The sequence below is a fragment of the Mycolicibacterium boenickei genome (assembly GCF_010731295.1).
GTDB lineage: Bacteria > Actinomycetota > Actinomycetes > Mycobacteriales > Mycobacteriaceae > Mycobacterium > Mycobacterium boenickei.
Genome location: NZ_AP022579.1, coordinates 4,859,112 through 4,874,771 on the forward strand (window position 1 = coordinate 4,859,112; position 15,660 = coordinate 4,874,771).

The 15,660-nt window shown below is 68.3% G+C and carries 16 protein-coding genes; 14 read left to right on the forward strand and 2 right to left on the reverse strand.

All coding sequences use genetic code 11. From position 1 onward, the window contains the following. The first annotated feature begins 4 nt into the window (after positions 1–4). The 7 genes from G6N57_RS23120 to G6N57_RS32120 are packed head-to-tail and all read left to right on the forward strand — an operon-like array spanning position 5 to position 6,285. A complete protein-coding gene (locus G6N57_RS23120) occupies positions 5–1,186 on the forward strand; it encodes a polyprenyl synthetase family protein (RefSeq protein ID WP_077739225.1) in 1,182 nt (393 codons plus the stop codon). Continuing rightward, complete coding sequence (locus G6N57_RS23125; protein WP_077739224.1) at positions 1,183–1,638, forward strand: hypothetical protein; 456 nt, start codon at positions 1,183–1,185, stop codon at positions 1,636–1,638. Before G6N57_RS23120 ends, G6N57_RS23125 begins: the two co-directional genes overlap by 4 nt. Continuing rightward, positions 1,635–1,901, forward strand: a complete 267-nt coding sequence (locus G6N57_RS23130; protein WP_077739223.1) for a hypothetical protein — start codon at positions 1,635–1,637, stop codon at positions 1,899–1,901. Before G6N57_RS23125 ends, G6N57_RS23130 begins: the two co-directional genes overlap by 4 nt. Continuing rightward, positions 1,898–2,920, forward strand: coding sequence for a hypothetical protein (locus G6N57_RS23135; RefSeq protein ID WP_077739222.1), 1,023 nt, complete (start codon positions 1,898–1,900; stop codon positions 2,918–2,920). The genes G6N57_RS23130 and G6N57_RS23135 overlap by 4 nt, the downstream gene beginning before the upstream one ends. Continuing rightward, positions 2,913–3,317 carry an SCP-2 sterol transfer family protein gene (locus tag G6N57_RS23140; protein ID WP_077739221.1) on the forward strand — a complete coding sequence of 135 codons (405 nt, stop codon included), beginning with the start codon at positions 2,913–2,915 and terminating at the stop codon, positions 3,315–3,317. Before G6N57_RS23135 ends, G6N57_RS23140 begins: the two co-directional genes overlap by 8 nt. Next, the gene (locus tag G6N57_RS23145; RefSeq protein WP_234815831.1) at positions 3,314–5,551 is read left to right on the forward strand and encodes an FAD-dependent oxidoreductase; all 2,238 of its coding nucleotides are present in this window, start codon (positions 3,314–3,316) and stop codon (positions 5,549–5,551) included. The genes G6N57_RS23140 and G6N57_RS23145 overlap by 4 nt, the downstream gene beginning before the upstream one ends. Then, positions 5,548–6,285, forward strand: a complete 738-nt coding sequence (locus G6N57_RS32120; RefSeq protein ID WP_234815832.1) for a hypothetical protein — start codon at positions 5,548–5,550, stop codon at positions 6,283–6,285. Before G6N57_RS23145 ends, G6N57_RS32120 begins: the two co-directional genes overlap by 4 nt. Here G6N57_RS32120 and aspS read toward each other — a convergent pair. Further along, complete coding sequence (aspS, locus tag G6N57_RS23150) at positions 6,282–8,093, reverse strand: aspartate--tRNA ligase (RefSeq protein ID WP_077739220.1); 1,812 nt, start codon at positions 8,091–8,093, stop codon at positions 6,282–6,284. The two genes, G6N57_RS32120 and aspS, sit on opposite strands and share 4 nt — an antisense overlap. An 84-nt stretch (positions 8,094–8,177) precedes the next feature. Between aspS and G6N57_RS23155 the strand changes: the two genes are divergently transcribed. Then, positions 8,178–9,074: an oxidoreductase gene (locus tag G6N57_RS23155; RefSeq protein WP_077739219.1), complete on the forward strand. Its 897-nt coding sequence runs from the start codon at positions 8,178–8,180 to the stop codon at positions 9,072–9,074. 36 nt (positions 9,075–9,110) lie between these two features. Next, complete coding sequence (locus G6N57_RS23160) at positions 9,111–9,614, forward strand: SRPBCC family protein (RefSeq protein WP_077739218.1); 504 nt, start codon at positions 9,111–9,113, stop codon at positions 9,612–9,614. Here the strand turns inward: G6N57_RS23160 and G6N57_RS23165 are convergent. Next, positions 9,611–11,086, reverse strand: coding sequence for a carboxylesterase/lipase family protein (locus G6N57_RS23165; RefSeq protein ID WP_077739217.1), 1,476 nt, complete (start codon positions 11,084–11,086; stop codon positions 9,611–9,613). The two genes, G6N57_RS23160 and G6N57_RS23165, sit on opposite strands and share 4 nt — an antisense overlap. Before the next feature lie 74 nt (positions 11,087–11,160). Here G6N57_RS23165 and ypfJ point away from each other — a divergent pair, with 74 nt between their 5' ends. The 5 genes from ypfJ (at position 11,161) to G6N57_RS23190 (ending at position 15,637) form a co-directional block, all read left to right on the forward strand. Beyond that, a complete protein-coding gene (gene ypfJ, locus G6N57_RS23170; RefSeq protein WP_077739216.1) occupies positions 11,161–12,051 on the forward strand; it encodes a KPN_02809 family neutral zinc metallopeptidase in 891 nt (296 codons plus the stop codon). Next, the gene (locus tag G6N57_RS23175; RefSeq protein WP_077739215.1) at positions 12,044–13,678 is read left to right on the forward strand and encodes a DUF885 domain-containing protein; all 1,635 of its coding nucleotides are present in this window, start codon (positions 12,044–12,046) and stop codon (positions 13,676–13,678) included. Before ypfJ ends, G6N57_RS23175 begins: the two co-directional genes overlap by 8 nt. Before the next feature lie 20 nt (positions 13,679–13,698). Beyond that, entirely contained in the window at positions 13,699–14,226 is a 528-nt protein-coding gene (locus G6N57_RS23180; protein ID WP_077739214.1) for a DinB family protein, read from the forward strand. Between the two features lie 83 nt (positions 14,227–14,309). Then, complete coding sequence (locus G6N57_RS23185; protein WP_077739213.1) at positions 14,310–15,191, forward strand: RNA polymerase sigma-70 factor; 882 nt, start codon at positions 14,310–14,312, stop codon at positions 15,189–15,191. Further along, positions 15,191–15,637, forward strand: a complete 447-nt coding sequence (locus tag G6N57_RS23190) for an SRPBCC family protein (protein WP_077739212.1) — start codon at positions 15,191–15,193, stop codon at positions 15,635–15,637. Before G6N57_RS23185 ends, G6N57_RS23190 begins: the two co-directional genes overlap by 1 nt. Positions 15,638–15,660: the final 23 nt, after the last annotated feature.

Sequence of the window (15,660 nt, forward strand, 5' to 3'; positions counted from 1 at the left end):
CCCCATGACCTCCACGCTGCCTGAAGCGCGCGCAGCGCACGCCGAACCGAATCAGCTCGACGCCTACCTCGCACTGTGCAAGGAGGCCTGTGACGACGAGATCACCAGGATCTACGGCAGCGGAACAGAATCCAGCGGTTTGCGAGAGCTGATCCTCGACTACCCGCGCCGCGGCGGGAAAGCGCTCCGGCCCGCGCTGAGCATCGCCGTCTGCCTGGGACTCGGCGGCCATCTCGACGCCATCCTGCCGACGGCGGCGACGCTCGAGCTCTACCACAACGCCTTTCTCATCCATGACGACATCGAGGACGAATCATGGTGGCGGCGCGGCAAACCCGCACTCCACATCGACCACGGGATCCCGGTCGCGGTCAACGTCGGCGACGCCATGCTGTCACTGTCCCTGCAGCCGCTGCTGGACAACGTCGAGCGCATCGGATTGGGCCCGGCGCTGCGCATCCTCAAAGCCGTCGCGCACATGACCCGTCAGACCGTCGACGGTCAGGCGATCGAACTGGATTGGGTCCGGACCAACACCTGGCGCCTCGACGACACCGACTACCTGCGGATGGTGGAACTCAAGACCAGCTGGTACTCGTTCATCACCCCGCTGCAGGCCGGTGCCATCGCCGCAGGCACCGCACCTGAGCACCTGACGCACTTGGAGTGGTTCGGCCGCCACCTCGGCGCCGCATTCCAGATCACCGATGACCTGCTGAACCTGCGCGCCGAGCCGGAGGCCTACGGCAAGGAGATCGGCGGCGACCTCTGGGAGGGCAAGCGGACCCTGATGGTGTTGCACGCCCTGCAATGCGCGGATCCGGCCGAACGGGAACATGCCGTGCACATCCTGTCCAAGCGCCGGCCCAGCACCGAGGGCGAGTTGGGTTTGACCGACCTGCTCGACCGGCTCGCCACCCGGGGCGAACTGTCCCGCACCGGTCACCATGCCCTCACGAACTTCCTTCGTACCCAACACATCACCGAGCCGAAGACCCTCGATGAGATTCAGTGGCTGTTCGGACTGCTGCAGCGCACCGGATCGCTGACACACGCCAAGGACATCGCCGCCCGGCACGCCGGGCACGCTGCGGCGGTACTGACGGATCTCGACTGGCTGGCCCCGAGTCATCACCGGCAGGTTCTCACCGACCTGGTCGACTATGTACACGGGCGGACCCGATGAGCCCCGAAGTCCTGATCGGCATGCTCGCCGAGCTCGATCGGATCCGAGCCCTCACCCTCGACCTCGTCGAGCAGCAGGCTCCCCAACTGCTGCCCTCCCCCGACGATGTCGCCCCGGCCGAGCGCACCGTGCACGAGTTGCTCGTCGGCGCAAGGCGCGCGGTCCTCGGCAACCCAGCGGCAGCACGCGGGCTGCACAACCTTCTGGTGGCCGAAGGACGGCGTTATGCACAGAGCCCCGAGGGCGCCCGGTTGCGCGACGCACTCGTCGCTTCCGAGTCTGTAGAGAATCTCCGTCGGCTCTGGGAGACGGTGAGCCTCAATGTTCTCGACGGACCGGCAGCATCCGACGCCGCACCGGCCGCGTGGGCCGAGTTGCTCGCCGACGCCGTCATCGGCCACGGGCTCGATGACGCGACCCTGTCCCGACTGCGTCCGGAGGGCTTTGCATGAGTCTCTCCGATCCCCGCGCCGCACTGGACCGGCAGAGCAGTTTCCTCGGCTATCTGCTCGGGCTGGCCGCGGTGTCGCGGGCTGTTCACGCGCTGGCCGGTGACGGCACCGCCTCCGCGCCGCCGCGGCCCACTGACGATTTCGTACACGCGCTGCTCGGGCTGGCCAGCCTGGGGACGGCAGTCGAGCGCCTCGCCGAATCCGCTCCCGCACAATCCGTCCCGGTCGGCCCAACGATCGATGTGAGCAGGTGGCTGCGATGAGCGCGGTACTCGCAAGCAGCGATTTCCTGCGCGCCCCCGTGCTGGCCACGACGCAGCCCGCCGGCTTCAAAGAGTGGCACCACTTCGTGATCCACGGACCGGGGCGGCGCATCCTGATCAACTTCAGTCTCACGGACGAGACCACCACGACCGGGCGTCATCACCTGGTGCCGCGGGTGATCGTCATCGCACACGACGACCAGTGGATCGGAGCCGTCGAGCGATTCGACGTCTCCGCGCTCGAGGTTTCGGCCGATCTCGGGGAGCTGACGATCCGCGGTAACCGGATGACGTTGGGCCCGAACGGCTACCGGGTACTCATCGACCTCCCCGAGCACGACATCTCGGGCAATCTCACCTTCAGCCCGATCAGCCGCCCGTTCGTGGTCAACAATCAGCCCGTCGGCGAAGGCCGCATGAACTGGCTGTTCGTCCCACGACTGCGGGCGAACGGATCGCTGCACCTCGACGGACGCGAACATCACATCGCCGACGAACTGGCGTATCACGACCACAACTGGGGTCGCTTCCGCTGGGGTGACGACTTCGGCTGGGTCTGGGGCACGATCCTGCCCCGCGATTCCAGCGATCCGTGGTCGATGGTCTTCCTGCAGATGACCGATCGTCGCCGTCTGAACTACCTGTCCCAGGCGCTCTACGTCTGGCACCATGACGAACCTGCCGCGATCTTCCGGCACGCCGCGCTCACCACCGAGTGCGTCGGCACACTGGCACACGGGCCCGACTGCACCCTGCCGCCGCCGATGCGACTGGTGCTCGACGGTGCGGCACCGGGCGTTCCGGACCGGTTCCGGATCGCCGCGGCACGGGTGGACGACGAGGTGCACGCCGAGTTCCGCGCCACGTCCTACGCACGGCTCGCACAGCCCAGCGAGGTCAGTCTGACCCGGTCCACGGTGCTCTGCGAAACCAACGGCGATGTGACCGTGGCCGGAAGGATCGGAGGCAGGCAGATCGACTTCGCCGGCGCGGGTGTATTCGAGTTCCTCTATGGCTGAGCCGGTTTCGTCGCTGCTGCGACGCTCGATCGAGCACCTCGCCGACGAGGGGCCCGACGGCTACCGGCTGATCCTGCAACAGTTGGGGCCACTGGTGGTCGAGCTCGACGTGGATGGTGAGGTGTTCTCCCTGTCGGGCGGGAATGAACTCCGGGTCGCCGACGGCCATGCGGATGCGCCCGGCGTCCGGCTACGCACCTCCCGTGGCGCCATCCTCGACGTGCTGGACGCAACGGTCGGGCTCGGAGACGCAGTGGAGACCGACATGCTGTGCGTCCGAGGCGCGCTCGACGATGTGCTGCGCGCGCACGACACGCTTCTCGCCTACGTCCATGCCGCAGTCCGGGCTCCGACGCAACCGGCGCTGCTGAACGCACTGCGGTCAGGTGCGTCATGACCTGCGTGTCGACGCCCGCGTCGTGCGCCCCGCGCCCGACTGTGGTCGTCCTCGGTGCAGGCATCGCCGGCCTCACCGCGGCACACGAACTGGCCGACCGTGGTTTCGACGTCACGGTGTACGAGCCGCGCCAGGACGAGCGCAACGGTCTCGGTACCGCGCCGGCCGGAATCCATCCCCCGGTCAAGCTCGGCGGCCTTGCCGCATCCCAGTTCTCGACAGTGGGTCCCTTCGGCGGCAGCCCGGCGCAACTGCGTCCGTTCCCTGAACGAAGAGGTGACCCACGCCCGCCCGAGTGCGCGGTCGCCGGGGAGCACGGCTTCCGCTTCTTCCCGGCCTATTACCTGCACATCTGGGATCTGTTCCAACGCATCCCCGTTTACCAGCGCACGGGTGCCGGCGACTGTCAGCCGACCGCACGCACCGTCATGGACAACGTGCGCCGCGTCGTAACCCAGGGCACGACAGTGGACGGCAAGCCGTCCTTGGTGTTCCCCCGCGAATTGCCGCGCAGTCTGGCCGAATTCTTCGGCGTTCTGCGTCAGCTCACCCAATTGGGTTTCACCGCAAACGATGTCGCCGCCTTCCAGGGTCGGCTACTTCGCTACCTGGTCACCAGTCCGTTGCGCCGGGGGCGGGAACTGCAGAACCTGTCCTCGTACGACTTCTTCGTCGGGCACGACAACGACACGACCTGCCAGCCGGTGTCCTACTCACCGAACTTCGACGCGCTGCTGCGCGAAATGCCTCGCGTGCTGGCCGCATTCGACCCGAAGTGGGGTGACGCCCGTACCAACATCACCACATATCTGCAGCTCTACCTGAACATGGACCGGCGCGACGACAAGGCCGACGGCGTCCTCAACGGCCCGACCACCGAGGCGTGGTTCGACAACTGGTATCGGCACCTCGTCTCCCTCGGCGTCCATTTCGTCCACGGCGAGGCGGCGCAACTTCTACCGCCATCGATCGACCCGGGGCAGCCGCCGCATCTGAGGCCGCGGGTGCAGATCGTGCTGACCGACGGTACCCTGCTGAACCCCGACTACACCGTGGTTGCCGTGGATGCTCCTGCGGCCGAGCGGATCACGGCGGCACTGCGAGCCGCCGGCACCGGCGGGACCGTGGCCGGCCTGGACGGTTTCACTACCTCCGCGCCGCCTGCCGACGGACCGCTGCAGTCGCAGGGCACCCGGACGACGACCCCGCGCGACCCGTACTGCATGGACGAGTTGGGACGTGTGCCCTGGGACCGGTTCCAGACGCTCAGTGGCATCCAGTTCTATTTCGACACGGAGTTCCAGCTGATCCGCGGGCACATGTACTACGCCGGAACCGAGTGGGCGCTGTCCTCGATCAATCAGCACGGGCTGTGGGAGAACCGGCCCCGGCTGGCCCGCGACGGATACGTCTCGGTGCTCTCGGTCGATATCGGCGATTTCAACGCGCCGTCCCGTCACCTGGTCGACGAGCTGGGCCGCGGCCGGGCAGCCCGGGATTGCACGGCCGACGAGATCGCCGCCGAGGTGTGGCGGCAGATCGTCACCGCCCTGACCAACGACGCCGGCAACGTCGCGGAGGAACTGCTGCCATGGCCTGTCTGGTACGCGCTGGACCGAGGTCTGGTGATGGCCGACGGGCCCGGCCAGGGCCGTGGCCGGGTTGTCCGCAACGAAACCCCTTACCTGGTGCCGATCATCGGCGACTGGGACAACCGGCCCGGCGGTGACCCGTGGAATCCGCACGGCACGTCGTGGAGTTTCGCCCCGACCGAGCAATGGTGGCTCGAAGACCTCGAGCGGCGTCAGGTCTGGCAGGCCCGCCACGGCGGCTACCAGGTGCACCACAACTCGGTGGTCTTCGCAGGCACCTGGGCCAGGACGTTCACGCGGATGACGTCGATGGAAGCGGCCTGCGAATCGGCCCGGCACGCCGTCAACGCCATCCTTGATCACTATGTGTGGGTGGGATCCGGCGGCCTCGACCGCCGCGAAAATACGGTACTCCCTTGGCTTTTCCCGTACGGCTTTCTCGATCAGGGTCTCTCCAGCCCGATCCGGATGCCGACGCCCGCCGGCGACTACTGCTACATCTTCGACGTCGAGAACCGCGAACCGGCCGATACCCGGGCGCTGCGCATCCTCGACTCCGAGTACTGCATGCAATCACTGCCCCATCCGTTGGACACCATTGCCGCACCCGCTGTCCCGACACCGCCAGGAGCCCGACCATGACGTACCCACCTGACTACAGCCAGCAGCTCTATGCGTATCTGCAGGCGTGGCGCCAGTTCCTGGAGCCGCTCACCGCGATGGCCGCGATGGCTGCCGGCATGGCGCCCCCACCCGGCCCATGGGCCGGGCCCGGCACGTATCCCATGCCCGCGGCACCGGGCCTGCTGCCCTATCCCACCGCATACGCAGCGCCACCGCCCGCCGCGCCGGTTGCCCCGTCCCAGGTGCCTGCCGCCGACTACACGCAGCAGCTGGTCGGATATCTGCAGGGCTGGCGTCAGCAGCTCGAGCAGATGACGGGCACCGGTGCGCCATCGTCGTACGGGAGCGACAACGCATCTCCGGGACGCCGGCCGGTCCCACCGGACCGAGCCGATGCCGGCAGAACCTCCCCACCGGATGACGGCCCCGGCAGCCTCTATCCCAAACAGGGCACGACGTCATCCGTCGTGCCACCCAAGTACGAAGCCATGAGGCCCGCGAATGTGGGCGGCAGCCAGATACCCGGCGAGCAGGTCCTCCAGCCGGCCGTGGTGGCGCGCGGACCGGTGATCGCCGCAGCGCCGATCACCGAACTCGGCCGGATGCGCCAGCGTGACGTCAGTGCGCCGCGTGTGACGGGCACCCCGGCCTCAGCACGGGTCGCCACGCCGAACGCGACGATGCGCGCGGTACCCCAGTCGAACTTCGCCGGGCTCGCGGACCGCGCGCTGAAGCACGTCGAAAGAGGCTAAGCCCCGGCCTCGGACTTGTTCTCGGACTTCGATTCGGGCTTGGCCTTCGACTCCGGCTTGGCGTCGATCCCCGACTCCTTGCGCTGCTGCGGGGTGATCGGCGCGGGCGCATCGGTCAGCGGGTCGACACCGCCACCGGACTTCGGGAATGCGATGACCTCGCGGATCGAATCCACCCCGGCCAGCAGCGCGGTGATGCGGTCCCAGCCGAAGGCGATACCGCCGTGTGGCGGGGCACCGAAGGCGAAGGCGTCCAGCAGGAACCCGAACTTGTCCTGGGCCTCGTCGTGATCGATGCCCATCATCGCGAACACCCGCTCCTGGATGTCGCGCCGGTGGATACGGATCGACCCGCCACCGATCTCGTTGCCGTTGCAGACGATGTCGTAGGCATCGGACAACGCGTTGCCCGGGTCCGAGTCGAAGGTGTCCTCCGATTCGGGCTTGGGCGCGGTGAAGGCGTGGTGCACGGCCGTCCAGGCACCCGAGCCCACCGCCACGTCGCCCGAGGCGGTCGCCACGTCGGCGGGTTCGAACATCGGGAAATCCACCACCCAGGTGAACGCCCATGCGGCCGGGTCGATCAGGTCCAGGCGCTTGGCGATCTCGATGCGGGTGGCTCCCAGCAGCGCACGCGCCGAGCGGGCCGGGCCTGCCGCGAAGAACACGCAGTCACCGGGCTTGGCGCCGACATGGGCGGCCAGCCCGTCACGCTCGGCGTCGGTGAGGTTCTTGGCCACCGGACCGCCCAGCGTTCCGTCCTCACCCACCAGCACGTAGGCCAGTCCCTTGTGGCCGCGCTGCTTGGCGAACTCCTGCCAGCCGTCGAGGGTGCGCCGCGGCTGTGACGCGCCGCCCTCCATCACGACCGCGCCCACGTACGGGGCCTGGAACACCCGGAACGGGGTGTCCTTGAAGTACTCGGTGCACTCGATGAGCTCGACGCCGAACCGCAGGTCGGGCTTGTCGGAACCGAAGCGGCGCATCGCGTCGGCGTAGCTGATCCGCGGCAACGGCAGCGGCAGCTCGTAGCCGATCGTCGACCACACCGCCCGCAGCACCTGCTCGGCGATCGCCATCACGTCGTCGGCATCGACGAAGCTGAGCTCCATGTCCAGCTGGGTGAATTCCGGCTGGCGGTCGGCGCGGAAGTCCTCGTCGCGGTAGCAGCGCGCGATCTGGTAGTAGCGCTCCATGCCGGCGACCATGAGCAGCTGCTTGAACAGCTGCGGGCTCTGCGGCAGCGCGTAGAACGAGCCGGGCTGCAAGCGGGCGGGCACCAGGAAGTCGCGGGCGCCCTCGGGAGTCGAGCGGGTCAGCGTCGGGGTTTCGATCTCGACGAAGTCATGCTCGGCCAGCACGCCACGGGCGGCGGCATTCACCTTGGAGCGCAACCGGATTGCGTTGCCCGGGCCCTCACGGCGCAGGTCGAGGTAGCGGTACTTGAGCCGGGCTTCCTCGCCTGCGGTCTCATCGAGCTGGAACGGCAGCGGGGCGCTCTCGGACAGCACGGTCAACGAAGTGGCGTTCACCTCGATCTTGCCGGTCGGGATCTCGGGGTTCTCGTTGCCCTCGGGACGGACCTCGACCACCCCGGTGACGGCGATGCAGAACTCGGCGCGCAACCGGTGCGCGGCGGCGAGCACATCGCCTTCGCGGAACACCACCTGCGACACGCCAGACGCGTCGCGCAGGTCGATGAAGATGACGCCGCCGTGGTCACGGCGACGCGCCACCCATCCCGCCAAGGTGACCGTTTGACCGGCATCCGCGGCCCGCAATGAACCGGCGGCATGACTGCGCAGCACGAAAACTCCTGATTGTCGATCGAGACAGACGGGTGGTGACGAGTGACCAGTCTAGAGAGTCGCTTGCGCCGGTAACTTGGCGACATGACGTCCCCCATCGCGGTCATCGGCCCAGGCGCCATCGGGTCCACCGTCGCCGCGCTCCTGCACGCCGCAGGCCAACCGGTTCTGCTGTGCGGCCGGACCCCGCGCGACGGTGTCGAGATCCGGCCCGACGACGGAGAACCGATCCGGGTGCCGGGCCCGGTACGCACCGATCCGGCGAGCGTCGACGGTCCACTCGACGTGGTGTTTCTCGCGGTCAAGGACACCCAGAATGCGCAGGCCGCGGCTTGGCTGGACCGGCTGTGCGACGAGAAAACCGTGGTGTGCGCGCTGCAGAACGGCGTCGAGCAGGTCGAGCGGGTCAGTGAGGTCAGCCGGTACACCGACGAAGCCCACGTCGTGCCCGCAGCGGTGTGGATCTCATCGGAGATGCAGCCTGACGGCTGGGTGCGGCTACGCAGCGAGGCCCGGCTGGTCCTGCCCGACACCCCGGCAGCGGCGACGGTGGCCGACGCGCTGCGTGCCACCGCGATCACCGTCGAGCGGGATCCCGATTTCCGTAGCGCCGCCTGGCGCAAGCTCCTGGTCAACGCCGTGGTCGGGTTCATGGTGCTGGCCGACCGGCGTGCGGGCATGTTCCGCCGCGACGACGTGGCCGCACTGGCCCGGCGCTATGTAGCGGAATGCCTGTCCGTGGCCCGGGCCGACGGTGCCGATCTGGGTGACGAGGTGGTCGACGAGATCGTCGGCATGCTGGCCGCGGCGCCCGAGGACCTGACCACCTCGATGCTGACCGACCACCAGGCCGGCCGACCGCTGGAGTGGGATATCCGCAACGGCGTCATCACCCGCAAGGCGGCCGCGCACGGCCTGCCCACCCCGATCAGCGACGTGGTGGTCCCGCTGTTGGCGGCGGCCGGCGACGGGCCGGGCTGACCCGCCACTAGACACTCTGGCCTAGGGTGTCTACCCATGGCCCGGACCTATGAGTGCGAACGCGTCGAGTTGGACTTCATCGACCGGGCGCCGTTCCGCTTCGTCAGCACCGTCGACCTCGCCATCACCGCAGAGCAGCTGTTCGAGGTGCTCAGCGATGAGACCTCGTGGCCGCACTGGGCCACCGTCATCACCAATGTGGAGTGGACCAGCCCCGAACCTCGCGGCGTCGGCACCACCCGCACGGTCACGATGCGCGGCCACATCGTCGGTGACGAGGAGTTCCTGGCATGGGAGCCCTTCTCCCACATGGCTTTCCGATTCAACACCAGCACCTCCAACGCGATCTCGGCCTTCGCCGAGGACTACCGCGTGGTGGAGACGGCCGGCGGCTGCCACCTGACCTGGGTGATGGCCATGAAGCCGAGTGGACTGGCCGGGCGGCTCGGGATGACCATGGGCCGGCCGGTGATGGCATGGCTGTTCCAGCGGTTCCTGCACAACCTGCGCCGCTATACCGACGAGCGCTACGGCAACTAGGCCAGCCCCTCCCACACCTGGCGTCGCACCGAATCGGGATCGGCGACGGTCTCGTCCCGCGTGGACCGGATCACCCGGGTCAGGCGCCGCTCGACGTCGTACTCCGGCCACTCGGCGACCTCGGCCCGGGCGAAATCCAACCAGGTGCGCTGCATCCGACGGCCGACCGACGGCTGGACCCGGCGACCCAACGGATGCAGCTTGCGCCCCAGATACGAGCTGTAGCTGTGCTGGATGTGCACGATCTCGCTGCCGTGGGTGGCGCCAAGCCCCAACACCTTCAACGTCCAGGTGGTGTGGTCGAACCGGTACACGTGAGTCGGCGCATGGGCACTGTAGGCATCGGCGAATGCCCAGGTCGGCGCGCCGAACATGACGTCGGAGCCGAACGCGATCAAGGCGCGGCGGCGCGGGAAATCGGGATAGGCGGCAAGAATCCGGTCGCGGTCAGCCGGGGCGCGGCGACGGAGGTAGTCCTCGACGCCGGCCAACGTGGTCGGCAACATCGGCGGTTTGCCCCAGGCGAACATCGACGCCTCGTGGCTGTTGGTGCCGATGATCAACGGCACCGCGGACACCGCACCTGCGCGTGCCGCCTCGATCGGGTGCAGCGGCAGCAGGTCGACGCCGTGGGTCAGCCCGTAAGCCAACGTCGGTGTCTGCTGCGCACTCTCGAGCTGCAGCCGGCCCGCGGCGCGACACAACTGTCGTTGCGGCAGCACCTTGAGCTGCTCGGCCCCGACCCCGAGCAGGTGCATGAAGCGCCGGGACTGACGGGCCCGGTCCTCACGGTCGGCGATCAATGGCAACGCCGGGCTCTGGGCGATGGCCCGCGCGAACAGCCCGTCGGCCGCTGGACTGGCCAGCAGGGCCAACACCGATGTGGCACCGGCCGATTCACCGAACACCGTGATCTGGTCGGGATCGCCGCCGAATGCGGCGATGTTGTCGCGCACCCACTGCAGGGCGGCGATCTGGTCGCGCAGGCACAGGTTGTCGTCGAATCCCTCACCCAGGTCACCGAGTTCGAACCCGCCGAACACGCCGAGCCGGTAGGTGACGTTGACGACGACCACATCGCCGTTGGCCGCCAGCCGCGAACCGTTGTAGAGCTGCAACTGGCCGGCGCCGTAGACGAACGCGCCGCCGGGGATCCACACCATCACGGGTAGCGATCCGCCGGTGTCGGGCGACCACACCGTCACGGTCAGGCAGGCCTCGTCCCGGACCTTGGGGTCGTCGCGGCCTCCCCCGACGAACGAACGCCCCTGTGGGGGCAGCGGGCCGTGCTCGACGGCGTCGCGGACCCCGGACCAGGGCACCACGGGCCGCGGCGCCAGGAAGCGCAACGCGCCGACGGGCTGCTGGGCGTACTCGACACCTCGCCATACGCTGACCCCGCCTTCACGGGTGCCGCGTAGCCGCCCCAGCGAGGTGTGGGCGATGGTCGAATGTTCCGCAACGACGGACACGTCTGAATCGTAGTGTGACAAGCTTAACGGGCTGTTGAGCACGCACCTACCGGCGAATGCGATGGAGTGACGGGATGACCTTCAACGAGGGTATGCAGATCGACACGAGCACCACTTCCAGTTCCGGTGGTGGCCGCGGCCCCGGCCGTGGCATCGCGATCGGCGGAGGTCTCGGCGGTCTTTTGATCGTGGTTCTCGCGATGTTCCTCGGTGTGGACCCCGGCACGGTGATGCCTCAACAACAGCCGATGGACACCAGCGGCGTCGGAGGCGAGGGTTTCGACCTGAGCCAGTGCAAGACCGGTGCGGATGCCAACTCCAAGGTCGAGTGCCGCGTGGTCGCCACCGGAAACTCCGTGGACGGCGTGTGGCAGCAACTGCTCAAGGGATACACCCGTCCGCACGTGCGACTGTTCAAGGGCCAGGTGCAGACCGGCTGCGGTCCGGCCACCAGCGACGTCGGGCCGTTCTACTGCCCGGTGGACAAGACGGCCTACTTCGACACCGACTTCTTCCAGGTGCTCGTCGACCAGTTCGGTTCCAGCGGAGGCCCGCTCGCGCAGGAGTACGTGGTGGCCCACGAATTCGGTCACCACGTGCAGGACCTGCTCGGGGTTCTCGGCCGAGCCCAGCGCGATCCGGAGGGCGCCACCGGCGCGGGTGTGCGCACCGAACTGCAGGCCGACTGCTACGCCGGGGTGTGGGCGCACTACGCGTCGATCACCCGTCAGGAAGGCACCGACGTGCCGTTCCTGGAACCGCTGAGCGACAAGGACATCAGCGACGCCCTGTCGGCGGCCTCGTCGGTGGGCGACGATCGCATCCAGAAGCAGGCCACCGGCCGGGTCAATCCAGAGGCCTGGACCCACGGCTCCTCCGAGCAGCGCCAGAAGTGGTTCACCATCGGTTACCAGACCGGCGATCCCAACAAGTGCGACACCTTCGCCGCGAACAACCTTGGCTAGGGCCACCACCGCCGTCGACACGGTAGCCGAACGCTACCTGGACACCTATGCGCGTCTCGACCCGTGCGCCGCAACAGAACTGGGTATCACCGGCCACGACGACGACGTCACCGACTACTCCCCGCAGGGCGTGACGGCGCGCGCCGAGGCGGCCCGGGCCACCTTGGCCGAACTCGACGGGATCGAGCCGGTCGACGACGTCGACGTGGTCACCGTGGCCGCCCTCCGCGAGCGCCTCGGCGCGATCGTCGACGTTCACGAAGCGGGCCTGGACCTCGGCGAGCTCAATGTCATCGCGTCGCCGCTGCAGACCATGCGCGACGTGTTCGACCTGATGCCCACCGACACCGAGGATGACTGGGCGCTGATCGCCGCGAGATTGGCGAAGGTGCCCGAGCGGGCCGCAGGTTATGCGGACGCGCTGCGAGAGGCGGCCCGCAACGCTCACGCCCCGGCTCTGCGCCAGGTCACCCGCGGGGTCACCCAGGCCCGCCAGATCGCCCAGTTGTTCGCCGAGATGGGCACCGGCGCGGCACCGGGAAACCCGCGGCTGCAGGCGGAGATACGACAGCGCAGCGAGGCCGCGGCCGACGCCTACCGGCAGCTGGGCGATGTGCTGCGGGAGGAGATCGCCCCGGTCGCCCGCCCGTCCGACGCCTGCGGGCGCGAAACCTACGGGCTGATGTCGCGGTTGTTCCTGGGGACCTCCGTCGACCTCGACGAGGCCTACGAATGGGGTTTGGGATTGCTCGATGCCGTTGTGGCCGAGCAGGAATCGATCGCCCAGCAGCTCTACCCGGGTGCCACGGTCGCCGAGACGCTGCGCCGGCTCGACGAGGAGCCGCGCTACCTCATCCGCGGCACCGATGCGCTGCAGGCCTGGATGCAGCAGCTCTCCGACCGCGCGGTGGAATCCCTTGCCGGCACCCACTTCGACATCGACGGGCCGCTGCGCACCCTCGAATGCCGCATAGCGCCGACCCAGACCGGCGGCATCTACTACACCGGCCCGTCCGAGGACTGGTCGCGCCCCGGACGCATGTGGTGGTCGGTGCCGCCCGGCGTCGAGCAGTTCCACACCTGGCAGGAAACCACCACGGTGTTCCACGAAGGCGTGCCCGGGCACCATCTGCAGATCGGGCGGGCAGTGGCCCTGGCCGATCAACTCAACCGGTGGCGGCGGCTGGGCTGCTGGGTGTCCGGCCACGGTGAGGGCTGGGCGTTGTACGCCGAGCGGTTGATGGCCGAGCTCGGCTGGCTCGACGATGCCGGTGACCGGATGGGAATGCTTGACGCGCAACGGTTCCGCGCGGCCCGCGTGGTGATCGACATCGGCGTGCACTGTGGTTTGACCGCACCCGACGGTGAGGTGTGGGACGCCGAGCGGGCCTGGAACTTCCTGACCTCACATTCGGCCATGGCCGAGGAGAACCTGCGCTTCGAACTGGATCGCTACCTGGGTTGGCCGGGGCAGGCACCGTCGTACGCCATCGGACAGCGGATCTGGCACGAGCTCCGCGAGGAGTCTCTGCAACGCGGTCTGTCGTTGCGGGAATTCCACAGTCGCGCACTCGATCTGGGTGGGCTGCCGCTCGATGTCCTCAGGTCGGCGTTGTCGGGCACCTGACGCGCGGCCACACTGGTGTGATGGAACCCGAACTCGAACCCGATACCAAGGACTGGACCTGGGTGCTGTCCCGCGCGTGCCCGGAGTGTGGGTTCGACCCGGCGCGGGTGCAGCCGGGCGAGGTGGCCGGCCTGATCCGCGACGATGCCGCACAGTGGGTACCCAGGCTTAACCGGCCCGGGGTTGCCGTTCGGACCCGCGCCGACCGCTGGTCGGCCCTGGAATACGGCTGCCACATCCGTGACGTGCACCGGATCTTCGCGCACCGGGTGCGGTTGATGTTGACCGAGGACGACCCGCGGTTCCCCAACTGGGATCAGGACGCCACCGCGATCGCCGACGACTACGGATCGCAGGATCCGGGGACCGTCGCCACCGAACTGTTCGAGGCGGCGAGCGTCGTCGCCGACACCTACGACCATGTGCCGGCCGACGCCTGGTCACGACGCGGACTACGCAGCAACGGCAGCGAGTTCACCGTCGCGACGATCGCGATCTACCACCTGCACGACATCGTCCACCACGCGCACGACGTCGCCACGATGTGACGCGGTTCACATCCGGTGGATGTCACGGTTCGGCCGCCGAGCGGTGTCTGAGAGTGTGACGACCACGGGCAGAGGGGGACCAACTGAACGCGACCGAGGTATTCGCCGAGCACCGCCCGCTGCTGTTCACGCTGGCATACGAGATCCTGGGTAGCGCCGCCGACGCCGAAGATGTGGTGCAGGACAGCTACCTGCGCTGGGTCACCGCCGGCGAGGTGACCCATCCACACGCGTATCTCGTCCAGATCGTGACGCGGCAGGCCCTCAACGCGCTGCGCACCAGCAGACGCCGACGCGAAGACTACGTCGGCAATTGGCTGCCCGAGCCGATCCAGACCGCATCGGACGTGAGCGAAGACGCCGTCCTCGCCGAATCCGTGTCCATGGCGATGCTGCTGGTCCTGGAGACCCTGAGCCCCGACGAACGCGTGGTGTTCGTCCTGAACGAGGTGTTCGGGTACAGCCATCCCGAGATCGCGCTCGTGGTCGGCAAGTCCGACACAACCGTGCGCCAGATCGCCCACCGCGCAAGGGAACACGTTCAGGCCCGGCGGCGACGTTTCACTCCCGACCGGCAAATGGCGCGCACCGCCGTCACGAAGTTCCTGCGGGCCGCCCACACCGGGGACATCGACGGTCTCGTCGCGGTGATGGCCCCCGAGGTCGTGGCCGTGTCCGACGGCGGTGGGCAGGTGTCGGCTGCCCGCCGTCCCGTCGTCGGGCCACGACGGGTCGCACAGTTCATGGCCGGACTCGCCCAGGGCAGCATGGCAGGCTTCGACGTCGCGTTCGCGAGTTACAACTCGATGCCGGCCGTCCTGTTCCATCAGGACGGAGCACTTGACTCGGTCCTGCTCATCGAGGTGACCGACGGTCTCATCACCGCGCTCTATGCGATGCGCAACCCCGACAAACTCCGCGACGCCGCCGCACTCCGCACCCTGACCAGACAGCAGGAGGACTGATGCAGACCGTCACCGTCGAACGGACCATCGCCGCACCGCAGGGCGAGGTGTTCGACTTCATGAGCAACGCGGCCAATTTCACCCGCTCGCCACTGGTGCTACGCCAGCGGCTGGCCGAACCCGGACGGCAGGCGCCTTACGGACAAGGCGCGGTCCGGATCCTGTTGTGGGCCATCGGCTGGTTCCGGGAACGCATCACCGCCTACGACGCGCCGCACTCCTTCGACTACACCGTCGAACGCAGCTTCCCGCCGTCGGAACACCGGCACGGCCGAGTCAGCTTCGCCGCGGTGGAGGACGGAACCCGCGTCACGTGGACCACCACGTTCCGGGTGAAGTTCCCACTCGTCGGCGGAGCGCTGACCCGGTGGGTCGGCCGGCCGATGCTGACCAGGGTGTTCAACGACGTACTGGATGCCGCGGCGGCAGATCTGCCAAAACGCTGACCACATTGAACACATTTCGATAA